Annotated in this window: 18 protein-coding genes; 8 read left to right on the forward strand and 10 right to left on the reverse strand. The window is 72.4% G+C overall.

Annotation, left to right across the window (positions count from 1 at the left end; all coding sequences use genetic code 11):
- Positions 1–20: 20 nt before the first annotated feature.
- Positions 21–2,126: an ATP-dependent helicase gene (locus tag AACH10_RS05830; RefSeq protein WP_341409427.1), complete on the reverse strand. Its 2,106-nt coding sequence runs from the start codon at positions 2,124–2,126 to the stop codon at positions 21–23.
- A gap of 262 nt (positions 2,127–2,388) precedes the next feature.
- Here AACH10_RS05830 and AACH10_RS05835 point away from each other — a divergent pair, with 262 nt between their 5' ends.
- Together AACH10_RS05835 and ssuE are read left to right on the forward strand one after the other, a co-directional pair.
- Positions 2,389–5,466, forward strand: coding sequence for an adenosylcobalamin-dependent ribonucleoside-diphosphate reductase (locus tag AACH10_RS05835; protein WP_341409428.1), 3,078 nt, complete (start codon positions 2,389–2,391; stop codon positions 5,464–5,466).
- Between the two features lie 134 nt (positions 5,467–5,600).
- The gene (gene ssuE, locus AACH10_RS05840; protein ID WP_341409429.1) at positions 5,601–6,185 is read left to right on the forward strand and encodes an NADPH-dependent FMN reductase; all 585 of its coding nucleotides are present in this window, start codon (positions 5,601–5,603) and stop codon (positions 6,183–6,185) included.
- 23 nt (positions 6,186–6,208) lie between these two features.
- Here ssuE and AACH10_RS05845 read toward each other — a convergent pair whose 3' ends face one another.
- From AACH10_RS05845 to AACH10_RS05870, 6 genes are read right to left on the reverse strand one after another with little or no spacing between them, the layout of a single operon-like run.
- Positions 6,209–7,120, reverse strand: a complete 912-nt coding sequence (locus AACH10_RS05845; protein WP_341409430.1) for a TauD/TfdA dioxygenase family protein — start codon at positions 7,118–7,120, stop codon at positions 6,209–6,211.
- 23 nt (positions 7,121–7,143) lie between these two features.
- Positions 7,144–8,511 (reverse strand): LLM class flavin-dependent oxidoreductase, encoded by a 1,368-nt coding sequence (locus AACH10_RS05850; protein ID WP_341409431.1) that lies wholly within the window; start codon positions 8,509–8,511, stop codon positions 7,144–7,146.
- 34 nt (positions 8,512–8,545) lie between these two features.
- Entirely contained in the window at positions 8,546–9,394 is an 849-nt protein-coding gene (locus tag AACH10_RS05855; protein WP_341409432.1) for an ABC transporter ATP-binding protein, read from the reverse strand.
- Between the two features lie 39 nt (positions 9,395–9,433).
- Entirely contained in the window at positions 9,434–10,228 is a 795-nt protein-coding gene (locus AACH10_RS05860; RefSeq protein ID WP_341409433.1) for an ABC transporter permease, read from the reverse strand.
- Complete coding sequence (locus AACH10_RS05865) at positions 10,228–11,043, reverse strand: ABC transporter permease (RefSeq protein ID WP_341409434.1); 816 nt, start codon at positions 11,041–11,043, stop codon at positions 10,228–10,230. Before AACH10_RS05865 ends, AACH10_RS05860 begins: the two co-directional genes overlap by 1 nt.
- Before the next feature lie 14 nt (positions 11,044–11,057).
- Complete coding sequence (locus AACH10_RS05870; RefSeq protein ID WP_341409435.1) at positions 11,058–12,161, reverse strand: ABC transporter substrate-binding protein; 1,104 nt, start codon at positions 12,159–12,161, stop codon at positions 11,058–11,060.
- Positions 12,162–12,357: 196 nt separating this feature from the next.
- On the opposite strand from AACH10_RS05870, the gene AACH10_RS05875 reads away from it, so the two are divergent.
- From AACH10_RS05875 to AACH10_RS05890, 4 genes are all read left to right on the forward strand, one after another.
- Positions 12,358–12,576 (forward strand): TOBE domain-containing protein, encoded by a 219-nt coding sequence (locus AACH10_RS05875; RefSeq protein WP_341409436.1) that lies wholly within the window; start codon positions 12,358–12,360, stop codon positions 12,574–12,576.
- Positions 12,577–12,596: 20 nt separating this feature from the next.
- Complete coding sequence (locus AACH10_RS05880) at positions 12,597–13,187, forward strand: RBBP9/YdeN family alpha/beta hydrolase (RefSeq protein ID WP_341409437.1); 591 nt, start codon at positions 12,597–12,599, stop codon at positions 13,185–13,187.
- Between the two features lie 163 nt (positions 13,188–13,350).
- Positions 13,351–15,087, forward strand: a complete 1,737-nt coding sequence (locus tag AACH10_RS05885) for an FMN-binding glutamate synthase family protein (protein ID WP_341409438.1) — start codon at positions 13,351–13,353, stop codon at positions 15,085–15,087.
- 86 nt (positions 15,088–15,173) lie between these two features.
- A complete protein-coding gene (locus AACH10_RS05890; protein WP_341409439.1) occupies positions 15,174–15,809 on the forward strand; it encodes a hypothetical protein in 636 nt (211 codons plus the stop codon).
- Between the two features lie 37 nt (positions 15,810–15,846).
- On the opposite strand, the gene AACH10_RS05895 is transcribed toward AACH10_RS05890, so the two are convergent.
- Positions 15,847–16,461, reverse strand: a complete 615-nt coding sequence (locus AACH10_RS05895) for a glutathione S-transferase family protein (protein ID WP_341409440.1) — start codon at positions 16,459–16,461, stop codon at positions 15,847–15,849.
- A gap of 125 nt (positions 16,462–16,586) precedes the next feature.
- Positions 16,587–17,861, reverse strand: a complete 1,275-nt coding sequence (locus AACH10_RS05900; RefSeq protein ID WP_341409441.1) for an amidohydrolase family protein — start codon at positions 17,859–17,861, stop codon at positions 16,587–16,589.
- A gap of 55 nt (positions 17,862–17,916) precedes the next feature.
- Between AACH10_RS05900 and AACH10_RS05905 the strand changes: the two genes are divergently transcribed.
- Positions 17,917–18,792, forward strand: coding sequence for a phytanoyl-CoA dioxygenase family protein (locus tag AACH10_RS05905; protein WP_341409442.1), 876 nt, complete (start codon positions 17,917–17,919; stop codon positions 18,790–18,792).
- 9 nt (positions 18,793–18,801) lie between these two features.
- Here AACH10_RS05905 and AACH10_RS05910 read toward each other — a convergent pair whose 3' ends face one another.
- Positions 18,802–20,304 (reverse strand): CoA transferase, encoded by a 1,503-nt coding sequence (locus AACH10_RS05910; RefSeq protein WP_341409443.1) that lies wholly within the window; start codon positions 20,302–20,304, stop codon positions 18,802–18,804.
- A 149-nt stretch (positions 20,305–20,453) separates the two neighbouring features.
- Between AACH10_RS05910 and AACH10_RS05915 the strand changes: the two genes are divergently transcribed.
- The gene (locus AACH10_RS05915) at positions 20,454–21,806 is read left to right on the forward strand and encodes a citrate/2-methylcitrate synthase (protein WP_341409444.1); all 1,353 of its coding nucleotides are present in this window, start codon (positions 20,454–20,456) and stop codon (positions 21,804–21,806) included.
- Positions 21,807–21,812 lie beyond the last annotated feature (6 nt).

Raw genomic sequence — 21,812 nt, forward strand, 5'->3', positions numbered from 1 at the left:
CGGCCGTGGCCTGCGGGCGCTCACGACCAAGTGTTGCGCAGCGCCGCGCCCAGGTCCAGCGTCACCTCGGGCAGGTCGGCCAGTGCCGCGTCTGCCGCACCGGCGGCCGGCGCCAGGGCGGGGACGCGCTTGTCCAGCGTGGCCATCACGCGCCGGGTGATGAAGCGCGAGACGTTGCCGTACAGGTGCCGGTCGCCATGGCGGTGCTGCTGCGTGACATGGAAGCGCAGCGGCGCCATCAGCCGCAGCTGCTGACGGGCGCGGGTGATGCCCACGTAGAGCAGGCGGCGCTCCTCCTCGATCTCGCCGGCCGAGCCGGTGGACAGGTCGGACGGCAGGCAGCCATCGACCACGTTGAGGATCTGCACCGCGCTCCATTCCTGGCCCTTGGCCGAGTGCAGCGTGCTGAGGATCAGGTAGTCCTCGTCGCGCAGCGGCACGCCCGATTCGTCGCTGGTGGCCTCGGGCGGGTCCAGCGTCAGCTCGGTGAGGAAGCGCTCGCGGTGGCGGCTGGCGGCGGCCAGGGCCTGCAGTTGGTCCAGGTCGGCCAGGCGCAGCGTGTGGTCCTCGGGGTACAGGCGTTCCAGGTGCGGGGCCAGCCAGTCGCGCACGGTCGTCAGCTCGCCGGGCCAGGGCGAATCGGGCTGCGCCAGGCCCGCCATCAGCCGCGCCAGCGCTGCCCACTCGGCGCGTGCGGCCGGCGGCGGTTGCCAGGCCTGCAGCGCGGCCAGCGGCTCGGGCGAGGCGTCCATCGCATCCAGCAGGCGCCGGGCGCTGACCGCGCCGATGCCCGGCACGCGCTGCACCACGCGCCAGCCGGCCAGGCGCGCGCGCGGGTTGTGCGCCCAGCGCAGCACCGACAGCAGGTCCTTGATGTGCGCGGCCTCCAGGAATTTCAGCCCGCCGAACTTCACGAACGGGATGTTGCGCCGCGCCAGCTCGAACTCCAGCGCCGCGCTGTGCGTGGCGGTGCGAAACAGTACCGCCTGCTGCTTCAGCCGCAGGCCTTCCTCGCGCCAGGCCAGGGCCTGGTCGGCCACTTGGCGGGCCTGGTCGAGCTCGTCGGCCACGGTCACCAGCTGCGGGCGGGCGGCCTCGGTGCGGTCGGTGTGCAGGCGCTTGTCGGGATGGCCGGGCGCCTCGGCGATCACGGCATTGGCGCAGTCCAGGATGGGCTGCGTGCTGCGGTAGTTGCGCTGCAGCGGCACCACGGTGGCCAGCGGCGCGAACTGTTGCGCAAAGCCCAGGATGTTGCCCACCTCGGCACCGCGGAAGGCGTAGATGCTCTGCGCGTCGTCGCCCACCACGGTCAGGCCGGCGCCATCGGGCTTCAGCCCGCGCAGGATGGCGGCCTGCAGGCGGTTGGTGTCCTGGTACTCGTCGACGAACACCTCGTCGAAGCGCGCGCGCAGGTGCGCGGCCAGCGCGGGCTCGGCCAGCAGGCGCTGCCAGGCCAGCAGCAGGTCGTCGTAGTCCAGCGTGGCCTGGGCGTGCTTGTCCTCGGCATAGGCGCGGAACAGCTGCGTGAGCGCGTCGTGCGCGTCCAGGCACCAGGGGTATTGCGTGGCCAGCACCTGGCCCAGCGGCGCCTGGGTGTTCATGCAGCGCGAATGGATGGCCAGGCAGGTGGACGCCAGCGGAAAGCGCCGGCCGCCGCGCGAGCTGTCGGCCGCCTGGCCGCCGACGTTGGCATTGGCCAGCCCCAGGCGCTCGCGCGACAGGCCCATCAGGCTCTCGGCATCGGCGCGGTCGACGATGGTGAAGCTGGCGTTCAGGCCGATGCGCGGCGCCAGCTCGCGCAGCAGCCGCGCGGCGATTGCGTGGAAGGTGCCGGCCCAGGGCAGCAGCGGTGCCGCGCCGTCGGTGCTGCGCAGGCCCAGCGCCTGCTGCACCTGGCGGCCGGCGCGGTGGCTCAGCTCGTGTGCGGCGCGGCGCGAGAAGGTCAGCAGCAGCAGGCGGTTCGGGTCGGCGCCGTCCAGCACGCGCTGGGCCACGCGGGCGGCCAGCGTCAGCGTCTTGCCGGTGCCGGCGCCGGCCAGCACCAGCAGCGGGCCGCCGCGGTGCATCACGGCGGCCCGCTGCTCGGGGTTCAGCCTGTCGAGGACGGAAGAGGATTCTTGGGCCACGTCAAGACCGTGCCGGGCGCATGGGGGTGAAGCCGTTGGAGCGTGGAGATTACTGTATAAATTGCCAGGCGGTCCGCCCGATGGCCGGGCCGCGCGGCCGGGGCTGCACCGCACCGGCCACGCGGTTTCTTGACCCCGGTCGTGGGGCTGCCCGGTGCTGCACGGCAGCATGCGCTGTCCTGCCACCGGGCGCCATTCCCGCTGTACATTGCGCCCCCTTCAGAGCTTGCGTTCGCCGAGCCCACCCAGCCCGAATTCCGCCATGACCCAGCCCGCCCTGTTCCCCGATGCCGCCGAGGCGGTCGCCCCGGCCAGCCCGGCCGCTGCGCCGGCCGTCGCCCCCGCTGCCACGCCGCCCAGCCGCGCCACGCTGCCGCCGCAGCCCATCAGCGCCGAGGTGCTGGCCGAGAAATACGCCAAGGGCGACGAGCGCACGCTCGACGAGGTGCGCCAGCGCGTGGCCCGCGCCCTGGCCCAGGCCGAGGCACCCGAGCAGCGCGCGCTGTGGGAGCAGCGCTTCCTCGACGCCCAGCGTCGCGGCTTCGTGCCGGCCGGGCGCATCAACTCGGCCGCCGGCACCAGCCTGGCGGCCACGCTGATCAACTGCTTCGTGCAGCCGGTGGGTGATTCGATCGCCGTGGCCGAAGAGGGCTTCCCCGGCATCTACACCGCGCTGACCGAGGCCGCCGAGACCATGCGCCGCGGCGGCGGCGTGGGCTACGACTTCTCGCGCATCCGCCCGTCGGGCGCCTGGGTGGCGCCCACGCAGAGCAGCGCCTCGGGCCCGGTGAGCTACATGCGCGTGTTCGACCGCAGCTGCGAGACGGTGGAATCGGCCGGCGCACGCCGCGGCGCGCAAATGGCCGTGCTGCGCTGCGACCACCCCGACGTGGAGGCCTTCATCCACGCCAAGGACAAGGGCGACCTGCGCAACTTCAACATCTCGGTCGGCGTCACCGATGCCTTCATGGCTGCGGTGCAGTCCGACGAGGACGTCGAACTGGTGCACAAGGCCGAGCCCGGCCCGAAGATCAAGGCCGAGGGCGCGCACCAGCGTGCCGACGGCCTGTGGGTCTACCGCCGCGTGAAGGCCCGCGTGCTGTGGGACCAGATCATGCGCAGCACCTATGACCATGCCGAACCCGGCGTGCTGTTCCTCGACCGCATCAACATCGACAACAACCTGGGCTACTGCGAGACGATCGCGGCGACCAACCCGTGCGCTGAACAGCCACTTCCGCCCTACGGCTGCTGCTGCCTGGGCAGCGTCGATCTGACGCACTTCGTGCAGCGCCCGTTCGAAGCCGATGCCAGCTTCGACGACGCGGGCTTCAGCGAGGTGTGCGCCGTGGCCACGCGCATGCTGGACAACGTGCTCGACGTCACCGTCTGGCCGCTGCCGCAGCAGCATGAAGAAGCGCGCAACAAGCGCCGCGTGGGCCTGGGCTTCACCGGCCTGGGCGATGCGCTGGTGATGCTGGGCCTGCGCTACGACACGGAGGCCGCGCGCGACATGGCGCGCCACATCTCGGCCGTGATGCGCGACGCCGCCTATTCGGCCAGCGCCGACCTGGCCACCGAGCGTGGCGCCTTCCCGCTGTTCAATGCCGATCTGTACCTGTCGGGCCGCGCCGGCGGATCGAAGTCGGGCAGCCAGGCGGGCAGCTTTGCCTCGCGCCTGCCGCAGCCCATCAAGGACAAGATCCGCGCCCAGGGCCTGCGCAACAGCCACCTGCTGTCGATCGCGCCCACCGGCACCATCAGCCTGGCCTTTGCCGACAACGCCAGCAACGGCATCGAGCCGGCCTTCAGCTGGAGCTACAACCGCAAGAAGCGCGAGGCCGACGGCAGCTTCAAGCAGTACAGCGTCGAAGACCACGCCTGGCGCCTGTACCGCCACCTGAAGGGCGCCGACGCGCCGCTGACCGAGGCCTTCGTCACCGCGCTGGAGATGAGCGCCGAGGCCCATGCCAGCATGGTGGCCGCGGTGGCGCCCTACATCGACACGTCGATCAGCAAGACGGTCAACGTGCCGGCCGACTACCCGTACGAAGACTTCCAGGGCCTGTACCTGCAGGCCTGGGCACAGGGGCTCAAGGGCCTGGCCACCTACCGGCCCAACAGCGTGCTGGGCTCGGTGCTGAGCGTGGACACGCCGGCCCCGGCCCCGGTGGCTGCCCCGGCTGCGCAGCCCAACCCGGCGGCGCCGATGGCCGTGGCCACGCCGGCCGGCCTGGACGGCGCCAACCAGCGCCTGCGCGTCGAGCGCCTGCCGGCGCCGGTGCTGGCCAGCCTGCGCTGGCCCGGCCGGCCCGAGCTGCCCGGCGGCAACACCGCCTGGAGCTACCTGATCCAGCACCCGCACGGTGATTTCGCGCTGTTCATCGGCGAGATGCCGGCCGAGGCCGGCCCCGATGGCGGCCTGTTCGGCCGCAACCTGCCGTTCGAGGTGTGGGTCAACGGCGCCGAGCAGCCGCGCGGCGTGGGCGCACTGGCCAAGACCCTGTCGATGGACCTGCGCACCAACGACGCCGCCTGGCTGCGCCTGAAGCTCGACGCGCTGGCCACCGTGGCCGAGGAGCGCGCCTTCGAGATGCCCTCGCCGCCCAGCGGCGAGAAGCGCCTGTACCCCGGCGTGGTGGCGGCCACCGCGGCCGTCATCCGCTGGCGCTGCGAGCAGCTGGGCGCGCTGGGCGAGGGCGGCCCGACGCCGGTGGTCGACGCCATGTTCAGCCGCGACGAGCCGCGCACCGGCCCCGACGGCACGCTGGCCTGGGCCGTGGACATCGACAACCCGGCCACCGGTGAGCACTTCACCCTCACGCTGAAGGAAGTGGCGCTGCCCGGCCCGGATGGCGCCACGGTCAACCGCCCGTGCGCCATCGGTTTCTCGGGCAACTACCCCAAGGCCTACGATGGCCTGGCGCGCCTGCTGTCACTCGACATGCGCGTGGTCGATCCGGCCTGGATCGGCATGAAGCTGCGCAAGCTGCTGAACCTGGGCGAGCCGCTGGGCCACTTCATGGCCCGCGTGCCCGGTGAGCGCCGGCAGCAGACCTGGCCCAGCACCGTGGCCTACATCGCCCGCCTGGTGATCCACCGCTACGCCATGCTGGGCGTGCTGGACGAGCAAGGCCAGCCGGTGCAGGCCATGGGCATCCTGGCCGCACCGGCCGGGCGCGCCGAGGCGGTGGCTGCTGCCGCTGCGGGCGAGGCCGCCACGGGCGGCGTGGCGCCGATGGCCGGCAAGGCCTGTCCCGAGTGCGGCAACCACACGCTGATCCACAAGGACGGTTGCGAGTTCTGCACGGCGTGCGGCTACGTCGGGCAATGCGGTTGACGCCCTTGTGATCCGGGCCGCTGCAGCCTCATGCAGCGGCCCGATATGCATGCACGCAAAGCTTCGTTCGCCCCGGCGGGGGCGCTGGGCAGCATGGCTGCTTTGCCTTCCCGCCCTCCAAGGAGCTTTGTTTCATGCATGTCGTCAGCCTTCTCGGCAGCCCGTCTGCCACCTCGCGGTCTGCCAGCCTGCTGCGCCTGGCGTTGCAGCGCCTGGGTGACCAGGCCAGTTCCCTGCACGAGATCGCCGTGCGCGATCTGCCGCCCGGCGCACTGCTGGCCGCCGATGTGCGCCACCCGGCCCTGGCCGCCGCGATCGAGCAGGTGTTGGCCGCCGACGTGGTGCTGGTGGCCACGCCGATCTACAAGGCGGCCTACAGCGGCTTGCTGAAGGCCTTTCTCGACCTGTTGCCGCAGGACGGCTTGCGCGGCAAGAGCGTGCTGCCGCTGGCCACCGGGGGCAGCGCCGGCCATCTGCTGGCGCTGGACTATGCGTTGAAGCCCGTGCTGGCGGCCCTGGGCGCGCGCCACATCGCCGATGCGGTGTATGCCGTCGATGGTCAGCTGCTGCCCCAGCCTGGGCTGGGCCATGCGCCCGCTGCCGAACTGCTGGCGCGGCTGGATCGCGCCCTGGCCGGTCTGGTGGAGCACGCGCCGCGCCGCCACGTGCTCCCGCTGCGCGGGCACACGCCGCTGCACGCGGCGCGCTTTTCGGTCTGATCTCGGTCTGACCGGCGCCTGGGTCAGGCCTGCGCCCCGGTGACGGGGCGGCTGCGCTCGCCGGTCACCGACACCGGCACATCGCCGTGCACGGTGACACGGCGCACCACGCGGTGGGCGCTGCCGTAGTCGTTGATGGCGTAGTGCTGCGTGGCGCGGTTGTCCCAGATGGCTACGTCGCCCGCGCTCCAACGCCAGCGCACGGTGTTTTCCAGCCGCGTGATGTGGTTCTGGAAGATGGTGAACAACGCCTGGCTGTCCTGCGTGTTGTGGCCCACGAAGCGCTGCACGAAGTGGCCCAGCACCAGCGTGCGTTCACCGGTCTCGGGGTGCACGCGCACCAGCGGATGCTCGGTGCGGATCAGGCGGCGGGTGAAGACTTCGCGGTACTTCTGGCGGCCAGCGTCGTCGGGCTCCACGCGGGTGGCGGCGTAGTCGTAATCGTTGCCGTGCAGGGCCCACAGGCTGTCGGCCAGGGCCTTCAGCGCCGGCGGCAGTTCCTCGTAGGCCGCGGCGGTGTTGGCCCACACCGTGTCGCCGCCCGAGGGCGGAATCACCACGCCGCGCAGCACCGCCACCTGCGGGTAGGCGGCCTCGAAGGTCACGTCGGTGTGCCAGCTGTTGGCGCGGCCGCCGTGCTGCGAATCCAGCTCCAGGATCTGCGTGCCGTCCTTGCTGGGCACGGTGGGGTGGGCCACCAGTTCGCCGAACAGCCGGGCGAAGGCCTGGTGGCTGGCGTCGTCCAGGTGCTGCTGGCCGCGCAGGAACAGCACCTTGTGGCGCAGCAGTGCGGCCTTCAGCGCGGCAAAGGTGTCGGGCGCCAGCGCGCCCGACAGGCGCAGGCCGCGCACCTCGGCGCCGATGCGGCCGGCCAGCGGCGTGATGTCGAGGGTGGCGTTGGGCAGAGCGGTCGGGGCAGCGGTGAGTGTCGTCATGGCAAGGTGTCCTTCAGGGTGGATCAGGCCGCGTGCGCGGCGGTGGGGGAAGTTGTGACGTAGCGGCTCTCGGGGCGCGCCAGGCCCAGGTTCTCGCGCAGCGTGCGGCCCTCGTAGGCGGTGCGGAACAGCCCGCGGCGCTGCAGCTCGGGCACGACCTGGTCGACGAACTCGTCCAGGCCCAGCGGCAGCACCGGCGGCATGACGTTGAATCCGTCGGCGGCGCCGTTCTCGAACCATTCCTGCATGCGGTCGGCAATCGTCTGCGGCGTGCCGCGCACCACCCAGTGGCCGCGTGCGCCGGCCAGGTACTGGTACAGCTGGCGCACGGTGTAGCCCTCGCGCCGGGCCAGCTGGATCACCACATGGGCGCGGCTGTTCACGCCGGGCGTCAGCTCGGGGTAGTAGGGCGGGCGGGCGTCCAGGTCGAACTTGCGCAGGTCTTCCAGCGGCCAGAACGGTGCCAGCGTGTTCAGGCCCACGCTGGGGTGGATCAGGTCCTGCAGCGCCTGCCACTTGCGCTCGGCCTCGGCCTGTGTGGCGCCGATCACCGGAAAGATGCCGGGCAGCACCAGCAGTTGCTCGGGCCGGCGGCCGTGCTTGGGCAGGCGGCCCTTCACATCGGCATAGAAGGCCTGGGCCTCGGCCAGGCTGGTCCAGGCGGTGAAGATGGCCTCGGCGCTGGCAGCGGCCAGCTCCTTGCCGTCCTCCGACGAGCCGGCCTGCACGATCACCGGATGGCCCTGCGGCGGCCGCTCGATGTTCAGCGGGCCCTTGACCTGGAAGAAGCGGCCGACATGGTTGAGCGCATGCACCTTGGCGGGGTCAAAGTACACGCCCGAGGCCGGGTCGCGCAGGAAGGCGTCGTCGTCCCAGCTGTCCCACAGGCCCTTGACCACGTCGACGAACTCGTGGGCGCGCTGGTAGCGCGTGGAGGGGTCGGGATGGGCGGCCAGGCCGAAGTTGCCGTGCACGTTGTCGGCGCTGGTGGTCACCACGTTCCAGGCCGCGCGGCCCTGGCTGAGGTGGTCCAGGCTGGCGAACTTGCGCGCCAGCAGGTAAGGGTCTTCGTAGGTGGTGCTGGCGGTGGCCACGAAGCCGATGTGCTTCGTCACCTGCGACAGCGCGGCCCACAGCGTCACCGGCTCAAAGTGCGAGACGCGGCCCTGGCGGCGGAAGGATTCTTCATCCCCCTTGTGCCAGACGCCCGGCGAATCGGCCACGAAGACCTGGTCGAACAGGCCGCGCTCGGCGGTGCGGGCCAGCGCCACATAGTGGTCGATGTTGATGCCGGCATCGGGCACCGAGCCGGGGTGGCGCCAGGCCGCCACATGGTGGCCGGTGGCCATCAGGAAGGCGCCCAGGCGCAGCTGGCGTCGGGATGTGCTCATGGCAGGGTTGCTCCTTGGGTTGGGGTGGGATGGGTCAGATGGCGAAGCGCCAGCCGGTGGCCGGCGCGGAGGTGGATGCGGCGGTGGATTCGGGCGAACGCAGGTGCACGGGCGCCAGCGCCTCGGGCACATGGCCGCTGAACTCGCCCAGCACGTCGTCCTTCAGGCGGGCGAAGGCGGCGCTGGCGCGGTCGCGCGGGCGCGGCAGGTCCACCGGCACGATGCGGCGGATGCGCCCTGGGCGCGGCGCCATCACCACCACGCGGTCGCCCAGGAATACGGCCTCCTCCACGTCGTGCGTGACCAGGATGGCGGTGATGCCCTCGGCGGCCACGATGCGCGCCAGCTCGTGCTGCAGGTGGCTGCGGGTGAGCGCGTCCAGCGCGCCGAAGGGCTCGTCGAGCAGCAGCACGCGCGGCCGGTTGACCAGGGCGCGGGCGATGGCCACGCGCTGGCTCATGCCGCCCGACAGCTGGTGCGGGTAGGCGCTCTCGAAGCCCTGCAGGCCCACCAGCGCGATGTGCTCGGCCACCGAGCGCGCCTTGTCGGCGGCCGGCAGCCCGGCATTCAGCAGGCCCAGCGCGATGTTCTGCTCGACGTTGAGCCAGGGGAACAGCCGGTGCTCCTGGAACACGATGCCGCGGTCCAGGTGGGTGCCGGCGATGCGCCGGCCGTCCAGGCGCAGCTCGCCCGCGTAGCCCTCCTCCAGGCCCACCACCAGGCGCAGCAGCGTGCTCTTGCCGCAGCCGCTGGCGCCCACGATGCTGACGAACTCGCCCGGTTGGATGGTGAGGTGGATGTCCTGCAGCACCGGCAGGGGCTCGCCCTTCACGGTGTACTGCTTGCTCAGGTGCTGGATCTCCAGCGTGCCGGCGTCGGCCATGGCGGTTCCTTTCGGGGTGTGGGGTGTTCGTGTGCGGTGTCAGTAGCCGGCCACCGAGCGGCCGCGCCAGGCCAGGGCCCGCGCCTCCAGCCGGCTGGCCAGCCAGTTCAGTGCGAAGCCCACCGCGCCCACCACGGCCACGCCCAGCAGCACCTGGTCCATGCGGAAGTGCTCGCGGCCGTCGATCAGCAGGTTGCCGATGCCCGGCCCTGCCACCAGCAGGTACTCGGCGCCCAGCGTGGCCAGCCAGGCATAGATCAGCCCGAGGTGGATGCCCGCGAAGATCGACGGGCTGGCGGCCGGCAGGATCATGCGGCGCCAGCGCTGCCAGCGCGTCAGGCGCAGCACGCGGGCCACCTCCAGCAGCTCGGCCGGCACGCTGCGGATGCCTTCCAGCGTGTTCAGCGCCACCGGGAAGAAGGCCGCCAGCGACAGGAAGGCCACCTTGGCCGCATTGCCCAGGCCGAACCACACCGACAGCAGCGGAATCCACGCGAACAGCGAGATCTGCTTGAGCGTGTGGAAGCTGGGCCCCAGCAGACGGGCCGCCCAGCGTGAGGCGCCCAGCGCGGCGCCAAAGGCCAGCCCGCCGCTGGCGCCGATGGCAAAGCCCAGCAGATCGCGCCACAGGCTGGCGGCCAGCGCATGCGCCAGCTGGCCACTGGCCAGTTGCTGCCAGCCGGTGGCCAGCACGGCCTCGGGCGACACCAGCAGCGGCGACGCGCTCCAGCCCTGGCGTGCCGCCAGCCACCACAGCGCCACCAGTGCCGCCGGCAGCACCCAGCCGCGCAGGGGCCGCGCAATGGCCGACAGGGGCTTGAACGGCGCGGCCATCAGAACGCCTCCTTGCGCCAGCGCAGCAGGCGCACTTCCACCGCGGCCAGGCCCCGGTCGAGCAGGTAGCCGGCCGCGCCCACCACGGCCACCGCGGCCATCACCACGTCCAGCTGGAAGAGCTGGCGGCCGTAGACGATCATGAAACCCAGCCCCTCGCTGGAGGCCAGCAGCTCCACCACCACCAGGGCCAGCCAGGCGTGGGTGAGGCCATAGCGCACGCCGTTCCACACCGGCGCAATGGCGGCCGGAAACACCACGCGGCGCAGCAGCTGCCAGCGCGTGAAGCCGAACACCCGGGCCACCTCGATCAGCCGCGTGGGCACGTTGCGGATGCCGTGCAGCGTGTTCAGCGTCACCGGCACCAGCGCGGCCTTGGCGATGAGGATGATCTTCAGCGCCTCGTCGATGCCCACCAGCAGCATCAGCAGCGGCAGCCAGCCCAGCACCGGCACCTGGCTGAAGGCCTTGAACAGCGGATGCAGGTAGTCCTCGACGGTGGGCGACAGGCCCATGGCCGTGCCCAGCAGCAGGCCGCCGCCCAGGCCCAGGCCGAAGCCGCCCAGCACGCGCAGCACGCTGATCTGCAGATGGGCCCAGAGCTCACCGCTGGCCACGGCCTCGTGCAGCGCCGCGGCCACCGCCGCCGGTGAGGGCAGCACCTGCGGCGCAATCCATGCGCGCTGCGCGGCCAGGGCCCACAGCGCCAGCAGGGCCAGCGGCAGCAGCCAGCCCAGCAGCGGCTGCACGATCCAGGCCGGCGCGCGCCAGGGCGGCGAGGTGGCCGTCAGTCCGAGACTGAGAGGGGTGGACATCGTGCGTCTCCCGCTCAGCGCGCCGCGGCGAGCTTGCTGCCCACCTGCTCGCCATCGGCCGCGTACTCGGGCCAATAGCCTTCGAGCTTCTGCGTCTTCAGCGCCTGGTTCAGGAAGCTGCGGTCGAACCAGCTGCGGATCTCGGGCCGGCTGCGGATCAGCTTCAGGCGGTGGGCCTCGTCGGCGCCGTCCTCGTAGCGCGCGACGAGGAAGGGATCGAGCAGCGGCGACAGGCGCACGCGCAGCGGCTGCCCGATGAAGTCCTCGCGCCACACCTTGTCGGCGTACTCGGTCTTGCCCCATTCGGCGAACAGGTCGGCGCGGCGCGCCTCGTCGCTGTAGGTGCGGGCGGTGCTGACCACGGTGTCGACCACGCGCTGCACCAGCGCCGGCTGGGCCTGGGCGAAGTCGTCGGTGGCCAGCAGCACCGTCTGGCGCGTGTAGCGGTAGGAGTCGCGCGCGGCCGACCACACCACCTGGGCCACGCCCTTGTCGCGCAGCGCGAACAGATCGACATAGCTGAAGGCGGCGTCGATGTCGCGCGTGGTCAGCGCAGCCTGGGCCGCGGCCGGGTCGAGGTTGATGAGCTTGAGGTCGCTCTCCTTCAGGCCGTGGGCGGCCAGCGCGCGCACGGCCGCCAGGTGCAGGTTGGTGCCCTTGAACACCGCCACGCGCTTGCCGCGCAGGTCTTCCAGGCGTTGCACCGCGCTGCCGGTGGGCACGCCCAGGTACAGGCCGTTGCGCACGCCGCTGGCCGCGACGATGCGCGTCTTCACGCCCCCGGCGCGGTGCACGATCGAGGGCAGGTCGCCCTGCCAGGCCAGGTCGAGCTGGCGGTTCACCAGGGCCTCGTTGACGGCCGGGCCGGCGCCTTTGAAGAAGATCCAGTCGACGCGGATGCCGTCGCGCTCGAAGGCCTTCTCCAGCAGGCCCTGGGCATTGACCAGGCCGATGGTGGAACTGCCGGTGCGCGGCGGTGTGCCCACGCCGCCGGTGGCCACGCCGATGCGCAGCACCTTGGGTGCCTGGGCGCGCAGCGGGGGGGAGGTCAGCAAGGCGGCGCTGGCGGCGCCGGCCAGGCCCAGGGCGTGGCGGCGGGTGATGGGGTGCGGGGGCATGGGACGCTCCGAGGTCATTCGAGATGAGCGCATCGTGGCCAGCCGGCCGCCCGGCGTGAACGCAGCGTTTCGTGCTTGCTTATGCGCGGGCCGCCTCATGCGCCGGGCGCGCAAGCAGCCGCGCAAAGCTTCTTTGTGCGCGGCGCGGTGGCTGCCTAGAGTGAGGCCACCTTTTCATCCCTCAGGGAGTTCGGACATGACCATCACCGCCATCAACGTGCGCAACCAGTTCCGCGGCCGCGTCAAGGAAATCATCGAGGGCCCCGTGGTCAGCGAGGTCGATGTGGAGACGCCGCAGGGCCTGATCGTCACCTCGGTCATCACCACCCGCTCGGTCAAGGACCTGGGCCTGGCGCCCGGCAAGGAGGTGGTGGCGCTGGTGAAGTCCACCGAGGTCTCGATCGCGGCGCTCTGACGCACCGGGCCGACCACCACATGAGCAACGTTGTGGATCTCCGGCTGGCCATCGTGCCCGGCCTGGACGACAGCGGCCCCGCGCACTGGCAGAGCTGGCTGCAGGGCCAGGTGCCCGGCAGCGTGCGGGCAGTGCAGCGCGACTGGCAGACGCCCGACCTCGAGCGCTGGGCGGCGCGCGTGGCGGGCACCCTCGATCGCGCCGGGCGCGGGCCCTGGCTGATCGCGGCGCACAGCTTCGGCTGCCTGGCCACGGTGCAGGCGCTGGTGCAGCGGCCCGATCTGGACGTGCGCGCCGTGCTGCTGGTGGCGCCGGCCGAGCCCGCCAAGTTCGGCCTGGCCGAGGCCCTGCCGCAGCGGCGCCTGCGCATGCCCGGCCTGCTGGTGGCCAGCCAGACCGACCCGTGGATGAGCGCCGCCAGCGCCGCGCGCTGGGCGCAGCGCTGGGGCTGCCACCACCTGAACCTGGGGGACGCCGGCCACATCAACACGGCCGCGGGCTTCGGCCCGCTGCCGCTGGCCCGGCGCTGGGTGCTGGCGCAGCAGCAACGCCACGCGGCGGCGCTGCGGCCGCAGCACGCGGCCTGGGCGGAGTGGTCGTTCGCCGTTTAGGCGCCACCCGATGCTGGGGATCAGCGAGTCCAAACCGGTCCAATTCCGGCGATCGGCCCCGTGCCGTGCGCGCTGCAATGCGGGCTGGCGCCTTGTCTTTGCCTGCGGCGCCGTGCCGGCTGTGCCATCCTGGCGCCGCCGCGCTGCCGTCGAGGAGACTGCGATGCCCGCCTGGCTGATGTTGCTCGATCGCTTCTTTCCGGTGCGCCTGCTCACGCTGGCGCTGGCGGCGGCTGCCACCGTGGGCGGTGCACTGGCCTGGTGGAACGGGCATCCGCGCGCCGCCTGGCTGGCCGCCGTGGGTGCGCTGGGTGTGGCCATCGGCCTGCGCGACCTGCTGCAGACCCGCCACGCGCTGCTGCGCAACTACCCGCTGATCGGGCATGTGCGCTTCCTGCTCGAATGGGTGCGGCCCGAGATCCGCCAGTACTTCATCGACAGCGACCGCGACGCCGTGCCCTTCTCGCGCCAGCAGCGCAGCCTGGTCTACCAGCGCGCCAAGGGCGAGAGCGACAAGCGGCCCTTCGGCACCCAGCTGGACGTGAAAGCCGACGGCTTCGAGTGGATCAACCACTCGATGATGCCCAGCCAGATCGCCAGCGCCGACTTCCGCATCACCATCGGCGGCAGCGCCGACGGCCCGCCCGGCAGCGGCCGCTGCACCCAGCCCTATTCGGCCAGCCTGTTCAACATCTCGGCGATGAGCTTCGGTGCGCTCAGCGCCAACGCCATCCTGGCGTTGAACGGCGGCGCCAAGAAGGGCGGCTTCATGCACGACACCGGCGAGGGCTCGATCAGCGCCCACCACCGCGTGCATGGCGGTGACCTGGTGTGGGAGATCGGCTCGGGCTACTTCGGCTGCCGCCAGGCCGACGGCCGCTTCAGCGCCGAGGCCTTCGCCGTCACCGCGGCCGACCCGCAGGTCAAGCTGATCGAGCTGAAGCTCAGCCAGGGCGCCAAGCCCGGCCATGGCGGCGTGCTGCCCGGCCCGAAGGTGACGGCCGAGATCGCCGCCGCGCGCGGCGTGCCCGAGGGCGTGGACTGCGTGTCGCCCGCCGCGCACAGCGCCTTCACCACGCCGGTGGAGATGCTGCGCTTCCTGGATCAGCTGCGCACGCTGTCGGGCGGCAAGCCAGTGGGCTTCAAGTTCTGCGTCGGCCACCCCTGGGAATGGTTCGCGCTGGCCAAGGCCATGCTGGAGACCGGGCTGCTGCCCGACTTCATCGTGGTCGATGGCGCGGAGGGCGGCACCGGCGCGGCGCCGCTGGAGTTCACCGACCACGTGGGCGCACCGCTGCAGGAGGGCCTGCGCCTGGTGCACAACACGCTGGTGGGTCTGGGCCTGCGCGAGCGCATCCGCATCGGCTGCTCGGGCAAGATCGTCAGCGCCTTCGACATCGCGCGCGCCATGGCCCTGGGGGCCGACTGGTGCAACTCGGCGCGCGGCTTCATGTTCGCGCTGGGCTGCATCCAGGCCCAGCACTGCCACACCGGCGCCTGCCCCACCGGCGTGGCCACCCAGGACAACGCCCGCGCCCGTGCGCTGGTGGTGCCCGACAAGATCGAGCGGGTGGCGCGCTTCCACCACCACACGCTGGAGGCGCTGCGCGAGCTGGTGCAGGCCGCCGGCCTGACGCACCCGGGCCAGATCCAGCCGCAGCACATCATGCGCCGCAACACCGACCACCAGGTGCGCTCGCTCGAGACCGTGCTGCCCACCGTCAGGCCTGGCGCGCTGCTGGCCGCCATGCGCGGCGAGGCGCCGTGGCCGCTGCACGTGTTCGAGCGCTACTGGCACCAGGCCTCGCCGCACAGCTTTCAGCCGCTGGACGGTGCGCCGGCCGTTGCCGCCCCCGCGGCCGCCAGGGCGTCCGTCTCGGGGAAAACGCGGGTCGCCTGAGCGCCGATTCCCCCGGCTTGCGGGGGCGTTTCATCATCAATATTCGCTAAAAATGAATCCCAACAAGAACCTTCCTCGTTGGGATCATGACAAGCCTGATGCTGGCCACGCGCGATGGCCACACCGGCGCACTGTGGGCTGCGGCATTGCAGGATGCCGGGCCCTGGCAGGTGCTGGCACCGCTGAATACCGTGGCCGAGCTGCGCCTGACGCTGGGCCGCAGCGCCCCCACGCTGCTGGTGACCGAGCCGACGCTGGCCGATGGCCCGGTGGATGAGCTGGTGCGCACGCTGCAGCTGCGGCCGGCGCAGGCCCGCGTGCTGACCCTGGTGGCCAGCGGCCGCGACGATGACCCCCGGCTGCTGGACGTGTTGCAGGCCGGTGCCGACAGCATCCTGGGCGGCCTGTGCGATGCCCAGACCCTGCGGGACGCCGTGCAGGACACGCTGGCCGGCGGTGCCGACATCGCGCCCTGGGTGGCGCGGCGGTTGCTGGATCACTTCGGCCAGTCCGACACGGCCTGGCGTGTCGAGGAACTGAGCAACCCGCTGGCGCTGACCCGCGACGAAGGCCTGCTGCTGCGCCGGCTGGCGCTGGGCCACCGCCTGGGCGAGCTGGCCCGCGAGGCCGGCGTCAGCGCACGCGACCTGGCCGCCAGCGTGCGCCGCATCTACCGCAAGGTGCAGTGGACGCTGCGCGCGGGCGATCTGCAGCTGGTGTGAACGGCAGGGCCGGGCGCCGCAGCGGCCCGGCGTGGGATCAGGCCGTGGGCGGCGCGGTGTCGATGAAGCTCTGCCGCGCGGCCAGCTTGGCGGCCAGCTTGGCCAGGTTCGGGTGCTCGCCGCGCCAGTCGATGTGGGCGAAGCGGAAGTCGAGGTAGGCCAGCGACACGCCCACGGCCACATCGGCCAGCGTGAAGTGGTTGCCGCTGCACCAGGGCTTCTCGCCCAGGCCCAGGCTCATGGCCTTCAGCGCGCTGTGCACGCGGCTCATCTGGCGGTCGATCCAGGGCTGGCTGCGTGCGCCCTCGCGCGGACCCCAGGTGGCCTCCATGCGGGCCAGGATGGCGGCATCGCACACGCCGTCGGCCAGGGCTTCCCAGGTGCGCACTTCCACGCGCTCGCGCCCGCTGGGCGGGATCAGCTTGCCCACCGGGCTGAGGGTGTCCACGTACTCGACGATGACGCGCGAGTCGAACACCGCCTCGCCGCCTTCCATGATCAGGCAGGGCACCTTGCCCAGCGGGTTGCTCTTCAGGATGGCGTCCTGGCCCCACACGTCCTCGAGCACCAACTGGTAGTCGAGCTTCTTCTCGGCCATCACGACGCGCACCTTGCGGACGTAGGGGCTGGTGAGTGATCCGATGAGTTTCATGGCGCGGTGTTCTGGTTCTGCAAGACGGGCATCCCTGTGCGATTCATTCTAGCCAAGGGCCCCTGGCGCCGTGGGGGCCTGCGGCGTGCGCACCTGCACGCGGTGGGGCCGGGTGGGGCCGCCTTTCAGCGCGGTGCCAGGGTCCAGTCCAGTTGCGCCGGCCGGCCCGGCAGATCCAGCGTGGCGGTGGCCGGTGCGGTGCGCGCCAGCACGCGGCCGCGGCGCACCACGGCCAGGCGGGTGGCGCGCAGGCGCAGCGCCTCCACCGGCGAGCGCGCCTGCAGCAGCACGAAGCTGGCCTCGCAGCCCACGGCCAGCCCGTGGCCGGCCAGGCCCAGCGCGCGCGCCGGGTTCACAGTCACGGCGTCGAAGCAGGCACGCATCGCGTCCTGCCCGGTCATCTGCGCCACGTGCATGCCCATCGCCGCCACCTCCAGCATGTCGCCCGAGCCCAGGCTGTACCAGGGGTCCATCACGCAGTCGTGGCCGAAGGCCACGTTGACGCCGGCGGCCATCAGCTCGGGCACGCGGGTCATGCCGCGGCGCTTGGGGTAGCTGTCGTGCCGGCCCTGCAGCGTGATGTTGATCAGCGGGTTGGCCACGGCATGCACGCCGGCCTCGGCGATCAAGGGCAGCAGCTTGCTGACGTAGTAGTTGTCCATCGAGTGCATGGACGTCAGGTGCGATCCGGTGACACGGCCGTGCAGGCCCAGGCGCTGGGTGTGGAAGGCCAGCGTCTCGATGTGGCGGCTCAGCGGGTCGTCGCTCTCGTCGCAGTGCATGTCGACGCGCAGGCCGCGCTCGGCGGCCAGCTCGCACAGGATCTTCACGCTCTCGGCCCCGTCGGCCATGGTCCGCTCGAAGTGCGGGATGCCGCCGACCACGTCCACGCCCTTGTCGAGCGCGCGCTTCAGGTTGGCCAGCGCGTTGGGGCTGCGCAGCACGCCGTCCTGCGGAAAGGCCACCAACTGCAGGTCGAGGTAGGGCGCCACCCGCTTCTTCACCTCCAGCAGCGCGTCCACGGCCAGCAGGCGGTCGTCGCACACGTCCACATGGCTGCGGATGGCCAGCAGGCCCTTGGCCACCGCCCAGTCGCAGTAGGCCAGCGCGCGCTCGACCAGCGCCTCCTGGGTCAGCAGCGGCTTCAGCTCGCCCCACAGCGCGATGCCCTCCAGCAGCGTACCGCTGCGGTTGACGCGCGGCAGGCCGTAGCTGAGCGTGGCGTCCATGTGGAAGTGCGCGTCGACGAAGGGCGGGCTCAGCAGCCAGCCCTGGGCGTCGATGACCTCGGCGCCGGTGGGGGCGACCAGCCCAGGGCCGATCTCGGCGATGCGGCCATCGATGGCCAGCACATCGACGCCGGTGCGGCCGTCGGGCAGGGTGGCGTTGCGGATCAGCATGGGGCGGGCTCCCGGTGTCATGTGTGGCAAGGGTATGCGATGGCATCATCGGCCGATGCTCACCCCTGCCCAGCAAGACCAGTACCAGACCCAGGGTTTCATCGTGCTGCCCGGCTTCCGGCGCGCCGACCAGATCGCCGCGCTGCGCGAGCGCGCGCTGCAGATCGTCGACGGCTTCGACGCCGCGCGCCACCGCAGCATCTTCAGCACGCAGGACCAGGCCCGGCGCAGCAGCGACGATGTGTTCATGGCCTCGGCCGAAGGCATCGAGTGCTTCTTCGAGGAAGAGGCCTTTGATGAACAGGGCCGGCTGAAGCAGCACCAGCGCCTGTCGATCAACAAGATCGGCCATGCGATGCACGACCTGGACCCGGTGTTCGACGCCTTTTCGCACGGGGCCGATCTGGCGGCGCTGGCCGCCGACCTGGGCCTGCAGCAGCCGCAGCTGTGGCAGTCGATGTACATCTTCAAGCAGCCGAGCATCGGCGGCGAGGTGAAGTGGCACCAGGACGCCAGCTTTCTGGACACCACACCCACCAGCGTCACCGGCTTCTGGTTCGCGCTGGAAGAGGCCACGCGCGACAACGGCTGCCTGTGGGTGCAGCCCGGCGGCCACCGCACGCCGCTGCGCGAGCGCTTCGAGCGCGTGCCCGAGGCCGAGCAGTTGCCCGGCGGACCACTGACCCGCATGGTGACGCTGGACCGCACGCCCTGGCCCGATGCCTGCGCGCCGGGCACCGACACGGTGCCGGTGGAGGTGGAGGCCGGCACGCTGGTGGCCTTCCACGGCCTGCTGCCGCACTGGAGTGCGCCGAACCGCTCAGCGCAGTCCCGTCACGCCTACACGCTGCACGCCACCGATGGGCGCGCGCACTACGCGGCGGGCAACTGGCTGCAGCGCTCGCGCCTGCCCCTGCGTGGGTTTGTCTGAGGCCGAGGCTCAGTCCTGCAACCATTCGGCCGGGTGCGCGCCCGGCGGCATCGACGGCCGGTCATAGAACGGCGGCGTCAGCGACAGCTGGGCGCCATGCCGCAGGCCCTGAAGCTGGCCGAAGCCGCTGGCCTGCGGCGCATCCAGGTAGGGCGCCACATCGGGCGCCACCGCGGCCAGCCCACCGGGCACGCGGCCCAGGCTGCGCAGCCAGCGGCCCACGCCGGCCAGACTGACCTCCACCTGCCAGCTGCCGCCCTCGCGCGCCTGGCGCCACAGCGCGGCCTGGGCGCCAAAGGCCAGCAGGTAGCCGGCGGCGTAGTCCAGGATCTGCAGCGGCATGGCTTTCGGCTGGTCCAAGTTGGCGGCTTCTGCCTCGGCCCAGTTGAAGCCCGTGGCCGTCTGCACCAGCGAATCGAAGCCGCGGCGCTGCGCCCAGGGGCTGTCGCTGCGGCCGTCGTTGCTGCCGTAGGCCGACAGGGCCACGCTGACGATGCCGGGCCGCTGCCGCGCCAGATCCTGCGGCGAGAAGCCCTTGGCCGCCAGGCCGCCGGGCCGGTAGCCCTGCAGGAACACATGCGCATCGCCCAGCAGCCGGGCCAGCGTGGCGCGGCCGTCTGCCGTGGCCAGATCGACATGGGCCGAGCGCTTGCCGCGGCTGGTGTCGGCGATGGCCTCGATGTTGGGCAGATGGGGCGAATTGAGCAGCAGCACGTCGGCGCCGTGCGCGGCCAGCGTGCGCCCGGCCACCGGCCCGGCCAGGATGCGGGTGAGTTCCAGCACACGCAGGCCGGTCAGCGGGCGTTCACCGCTGCGCAGGCCGCGCCAGTGGATCGGCGGGGCCGGCGGCGCGCCGTCGATCGGCGCGATGCGCAGTGGTGGCGTGTGCGCCAGTGCCTGGCCTTGCGGGTGCGCGTCCCATTCGGCAAAGCGGCGCGCGGCGGCCACCACCAGGTTGGCCTGCGCGGCAGCGGTCTCGAAGTCTTCGGCGCGCCAGTGGCGCAGCGTCTCGGTCACTTGCGCGCGCTCGGTGTCGGGGCCGGGCGGCAGGCCCAGCAGCGTCAGCGCGCCATCGCGGTGGTGGGCGAAATTGGCGTGGATGCGCACCCAGCCCGGCGTGCCCAGCGCCTCGCCGCAGCGGTACAGGCCCGACAGCTTGTCCCAGATCGGCGGCTGCACGCCGTCCAGCGTGAACCAGGCCGTGCTGTCCAGCGTGGCATGGGTGGCGTCCACCGTCACGCGCTGGCGTTCGGCGCCGCCGCCCTGGCGCAGGTGCCACAGCTCGGCGGCGGCCAGCGCGGCGGCCGCCAGGCTGGATTGCGCGGCCGTGGCCACCGCGAACGAGGACGGCAGCACCGGCTGGCCGCTGCCGGGCAGGTCCACCTGGCCCAGCGCCGCAGGCGGCAGGCCGGCCAGCTGCCACAGCGCGGCCAGCGCCTGCGGGGCGGCCACCGGCGGCGGGTCGGCGGGCTCTGGTTGAGGCGGGATGTCGGGCGGCGGGGTGGGGCGCATGGCGACTCGGGAACGGTGGCGGGATCGTGCGACCATTTCACGCGCGCCGCCGCCGCGGCGTCAATCTTGATCGGGCCGATCAACCTGCCTGCGCGGTGGACGGCGCTGTCGATGAAAACTTTCAATGTGAGCGTTCTGCCGCGCCACCCATGACCCCCACCGACCGCTGGATGACCGCCGACGAGGCCGCGCGCCACCTGGGTGTGAGCCGCGCCACGCTGTATGCCTATGTCAGCCGCGGGCTGCTGCAGCGCGAGGCTGAATCGGCAAACGGCCCCGGCGCGCGCCGCAGCCGCTACCGCGCCGACAGCGTGCTGCGCCTGGCCGCCCAGCGCCGCGCCGCGCGCAACCCGCGCCAGGCCGCGCAGGCCACGCTGGACTGGGGCCTGCCGGTGCTGAGTTCATCCCTCACGCTGATCGACAGCGGCCGCCTGCACTACCGCGGCAAGGATGCCGAAGCACTGGCCGACCACGCCACGCTGGAGGAAGTGGCTGCGCTGCTGTGGCAGGTGGATGTGGCCGACCTGGCGCGCCTGGCGGTTCAGCCCGAGGTGCTGGGCGCCGAACCCGCCGCACGGCTTCTGGCACCGTGGCGCACGGCCGCCACCCCTGGGCCGCAGCGCAGTCTGGCCACGATGCAGGCGCTGCTGGCGGCGCAGAGCCTGGCAAGCGCCGAGGGCGCTGCGAGGCCCGCCGCGGCGCAGCCCTCGGCCGATGCCGCCATCGCCGAAGCGCTGGCTCTGCTGTCCACGATGCGAGCCGCCACCTCGCAGCGCGCCGTGCCCTCGGCGCGGCTGCGCGCGGCGCCGCTGCACCGGCGCCTGCAGGCCGTGTGGCAGCTGAACGATCCCCAGGCCGATCTGCTGCGCCGCGCGCTGGTGCTGTGTGCCGACCACGAGCTCAATGCCTCCAGCTTCACCGCACGCTGCGTGGCCGCCACCGGGGCCGGCCTGCCGGCCTGCGTGCTGTCGGGGCTGGGCGCCTTGTCAGGCCCGCGCCATGGCGGCGTGACGGCGCGGCTGGAGGTGCGCTGGCCTGAGTGGATGCACGCCGCCGGCGATGCGCGGCGGCTGCGCCGCCTGGTGGGGGCATTGGTCGCGCCGCCGGTGGAGGGGTCGGGCCGCAGGGTTGTGCGCGAGACTGCCTTCACCGTTGGCTTCGGCCACCCGCTCTATCCGCAGGGCGATCCGCGCGCGCGCCACTTGCTGGAACGCCTGCCGCCCCACCCGCCGGTAACGCGGCTGCTGCGCGAGGTGCAGGCGCAGACCGGCTGGGCGCCCACGGTCGATTTCGCGCTGGTGGCCTTGCGCCATGCGCTGGGCCTGCCCGAGGGCGCGGCCTTCGCGCTGTTCGCCATCGGCCGCACGGTGGGCTGGATCGCCCATGCGCTGGAGCAGCGCGCGCAGGGCCGCCTGATCCGGCCGCGTGCGGCCTATGTGGGTGAGCGGCCTGCGGTGGCGGGCACGGAGGCAACGACCGGCCGCGTGGTGCGGCGGCGCTGAGCGCGG

The sequence above is a fragment of the Pseudaquabacterium inlustre genome (assembly GCF_038066595.1).
Classification (GTDB): domain Bacteria; phylum Pseudomonadota; class Gammaproteobacteria; order Burkholderiales; family Burkholderiaceae_C; genus Pseudaquabacterium; species Pseudaquabacterium inlustre.

Excerpts from the sequence above, each read along its gene's own strand:
- AACH10_RS05900 (WP_341409441.1), bottom strand. The coding sequence starts at position 17,861 with ATGCTGATCCGCAACGCCACCCTGCCCGACGGCCGCACCGGCGTCGAT.
- AACH10_RS05875 (WP_341409436.1), top strand. The coding sequence starts at position 12,358 with ATGACCATCACCGCCATCAACGTGCGCAACCAGTTCCGCGGCCGCGTC.
- AACH10_RS05895 (WP_341409440.1), bottom strand. The coding sequence starts at position 16,461 with ATGAAACTCATCGGATCACTCACCAGCCCCTACGTCCGCAAGGTGCGC.
- AACH10_RS05870 (WP_341409435.1), bottom strand. The coding sequence starts at position 12,161 with ATGCCCCCGCACCCCATCACCCGCCGCCACGCCCTGGGCCTGGCCGGC.
- AACH10_RS05845 (WP_341409430.1), bottom strand. The coding sequence starts at position 7,120 with ATGACGACACTCACCGCTGCCCCGACCGCTCTGCCCAACGCCACCCTC.
- ssuE (WP_341409429.1), top strand. The coding sequence starts at position 5,601 with ATGCATGTCGTCAGCCTTCTCGGCAGCCCGTCTGCCACCTCGCGGTCT.
- AACH10_RS05890 (WP_341409439.1), top strand. The coding sequence starts at position 15,174 with ATGACAAGCCTGATGCTGGCCACGCGCGATGGCCACACCGGCGCACTG.
- AACH10_RS05850 (WP_341409431.1), bottom strand. The coding sequence starts at position 8,511 with ATGAGCACATCCCGACGCCAGCTGCGCCTGGGCGCCTTCCTGATGGCC.
- AACH10_RS05880 (WP_341409437.1), top strand. The coding sequence starts at position 12,597 with ATGAGCAACGTTGTGGATCTCCGGCTGGCCATCGTGCCCGGCCTGGAC.
- AACH10_RS05835 (WP_341409428.1), top strand. The coding sequence starts at position 2,389 with ATGACCCAGCCCGCCCTGTTCCCCGATGCCGCCGAGGCGGTCGCCCCG.
- AACH10_RS05860 (WP_341409433.1), bottom strand. The coding sequence starts at position 10,228 with ATGGCCGCGCCGTTCAAGCCCCTGTCGGCCATTGCGCGGCCCCTGCGC.
- AACH10_RS05915 (WP_341409444.1), top strand. The coding sequence starts at position 20,454 with ATGACCCCCACCGACCGCTGGATGACCGCCGACGAGGCCGCGCGCCAC.
- AACH10_RS05905 (WP_341409442.1), top strand. The coding sequence starts at position 17,917 with ATGCTCACCCCTGCCCAGCAAGACCAGTACCAGACCCAGGGTTTCATC.
- AACH10_RS05855 (WP_341409432.1), bottom strand. The coding sequence starts at position 9,394 with ATGGCCGACGCCGGCACGCTGGAGATCCAGCACCTGAGCAAGCAGTAC.
- AACH10_RS05910 (WP_341409443.1), bottom strand. The coding sequence starts at position 20,304 with ATGCGCCCCACCCCGCCGCCCGACATCCCGCCTCAACCAGAGCCCGCC.
- AACH10_RS05885 (WP_341409438.1), top strand. The coding sequence starts at position 13,351 with ATGCCCGCCTGGCTGATGTTGCTCGATCGCTTCTTTCCGGTGCGCCTG.
- AACH10_RS05865 (WP_341409434.1), bottom strand. The coding sequence starts at position 11,043 with ATGTCCACCCCTCTCAGTCTCGGACTGACGGCCACCTCGCCGCCCTGG.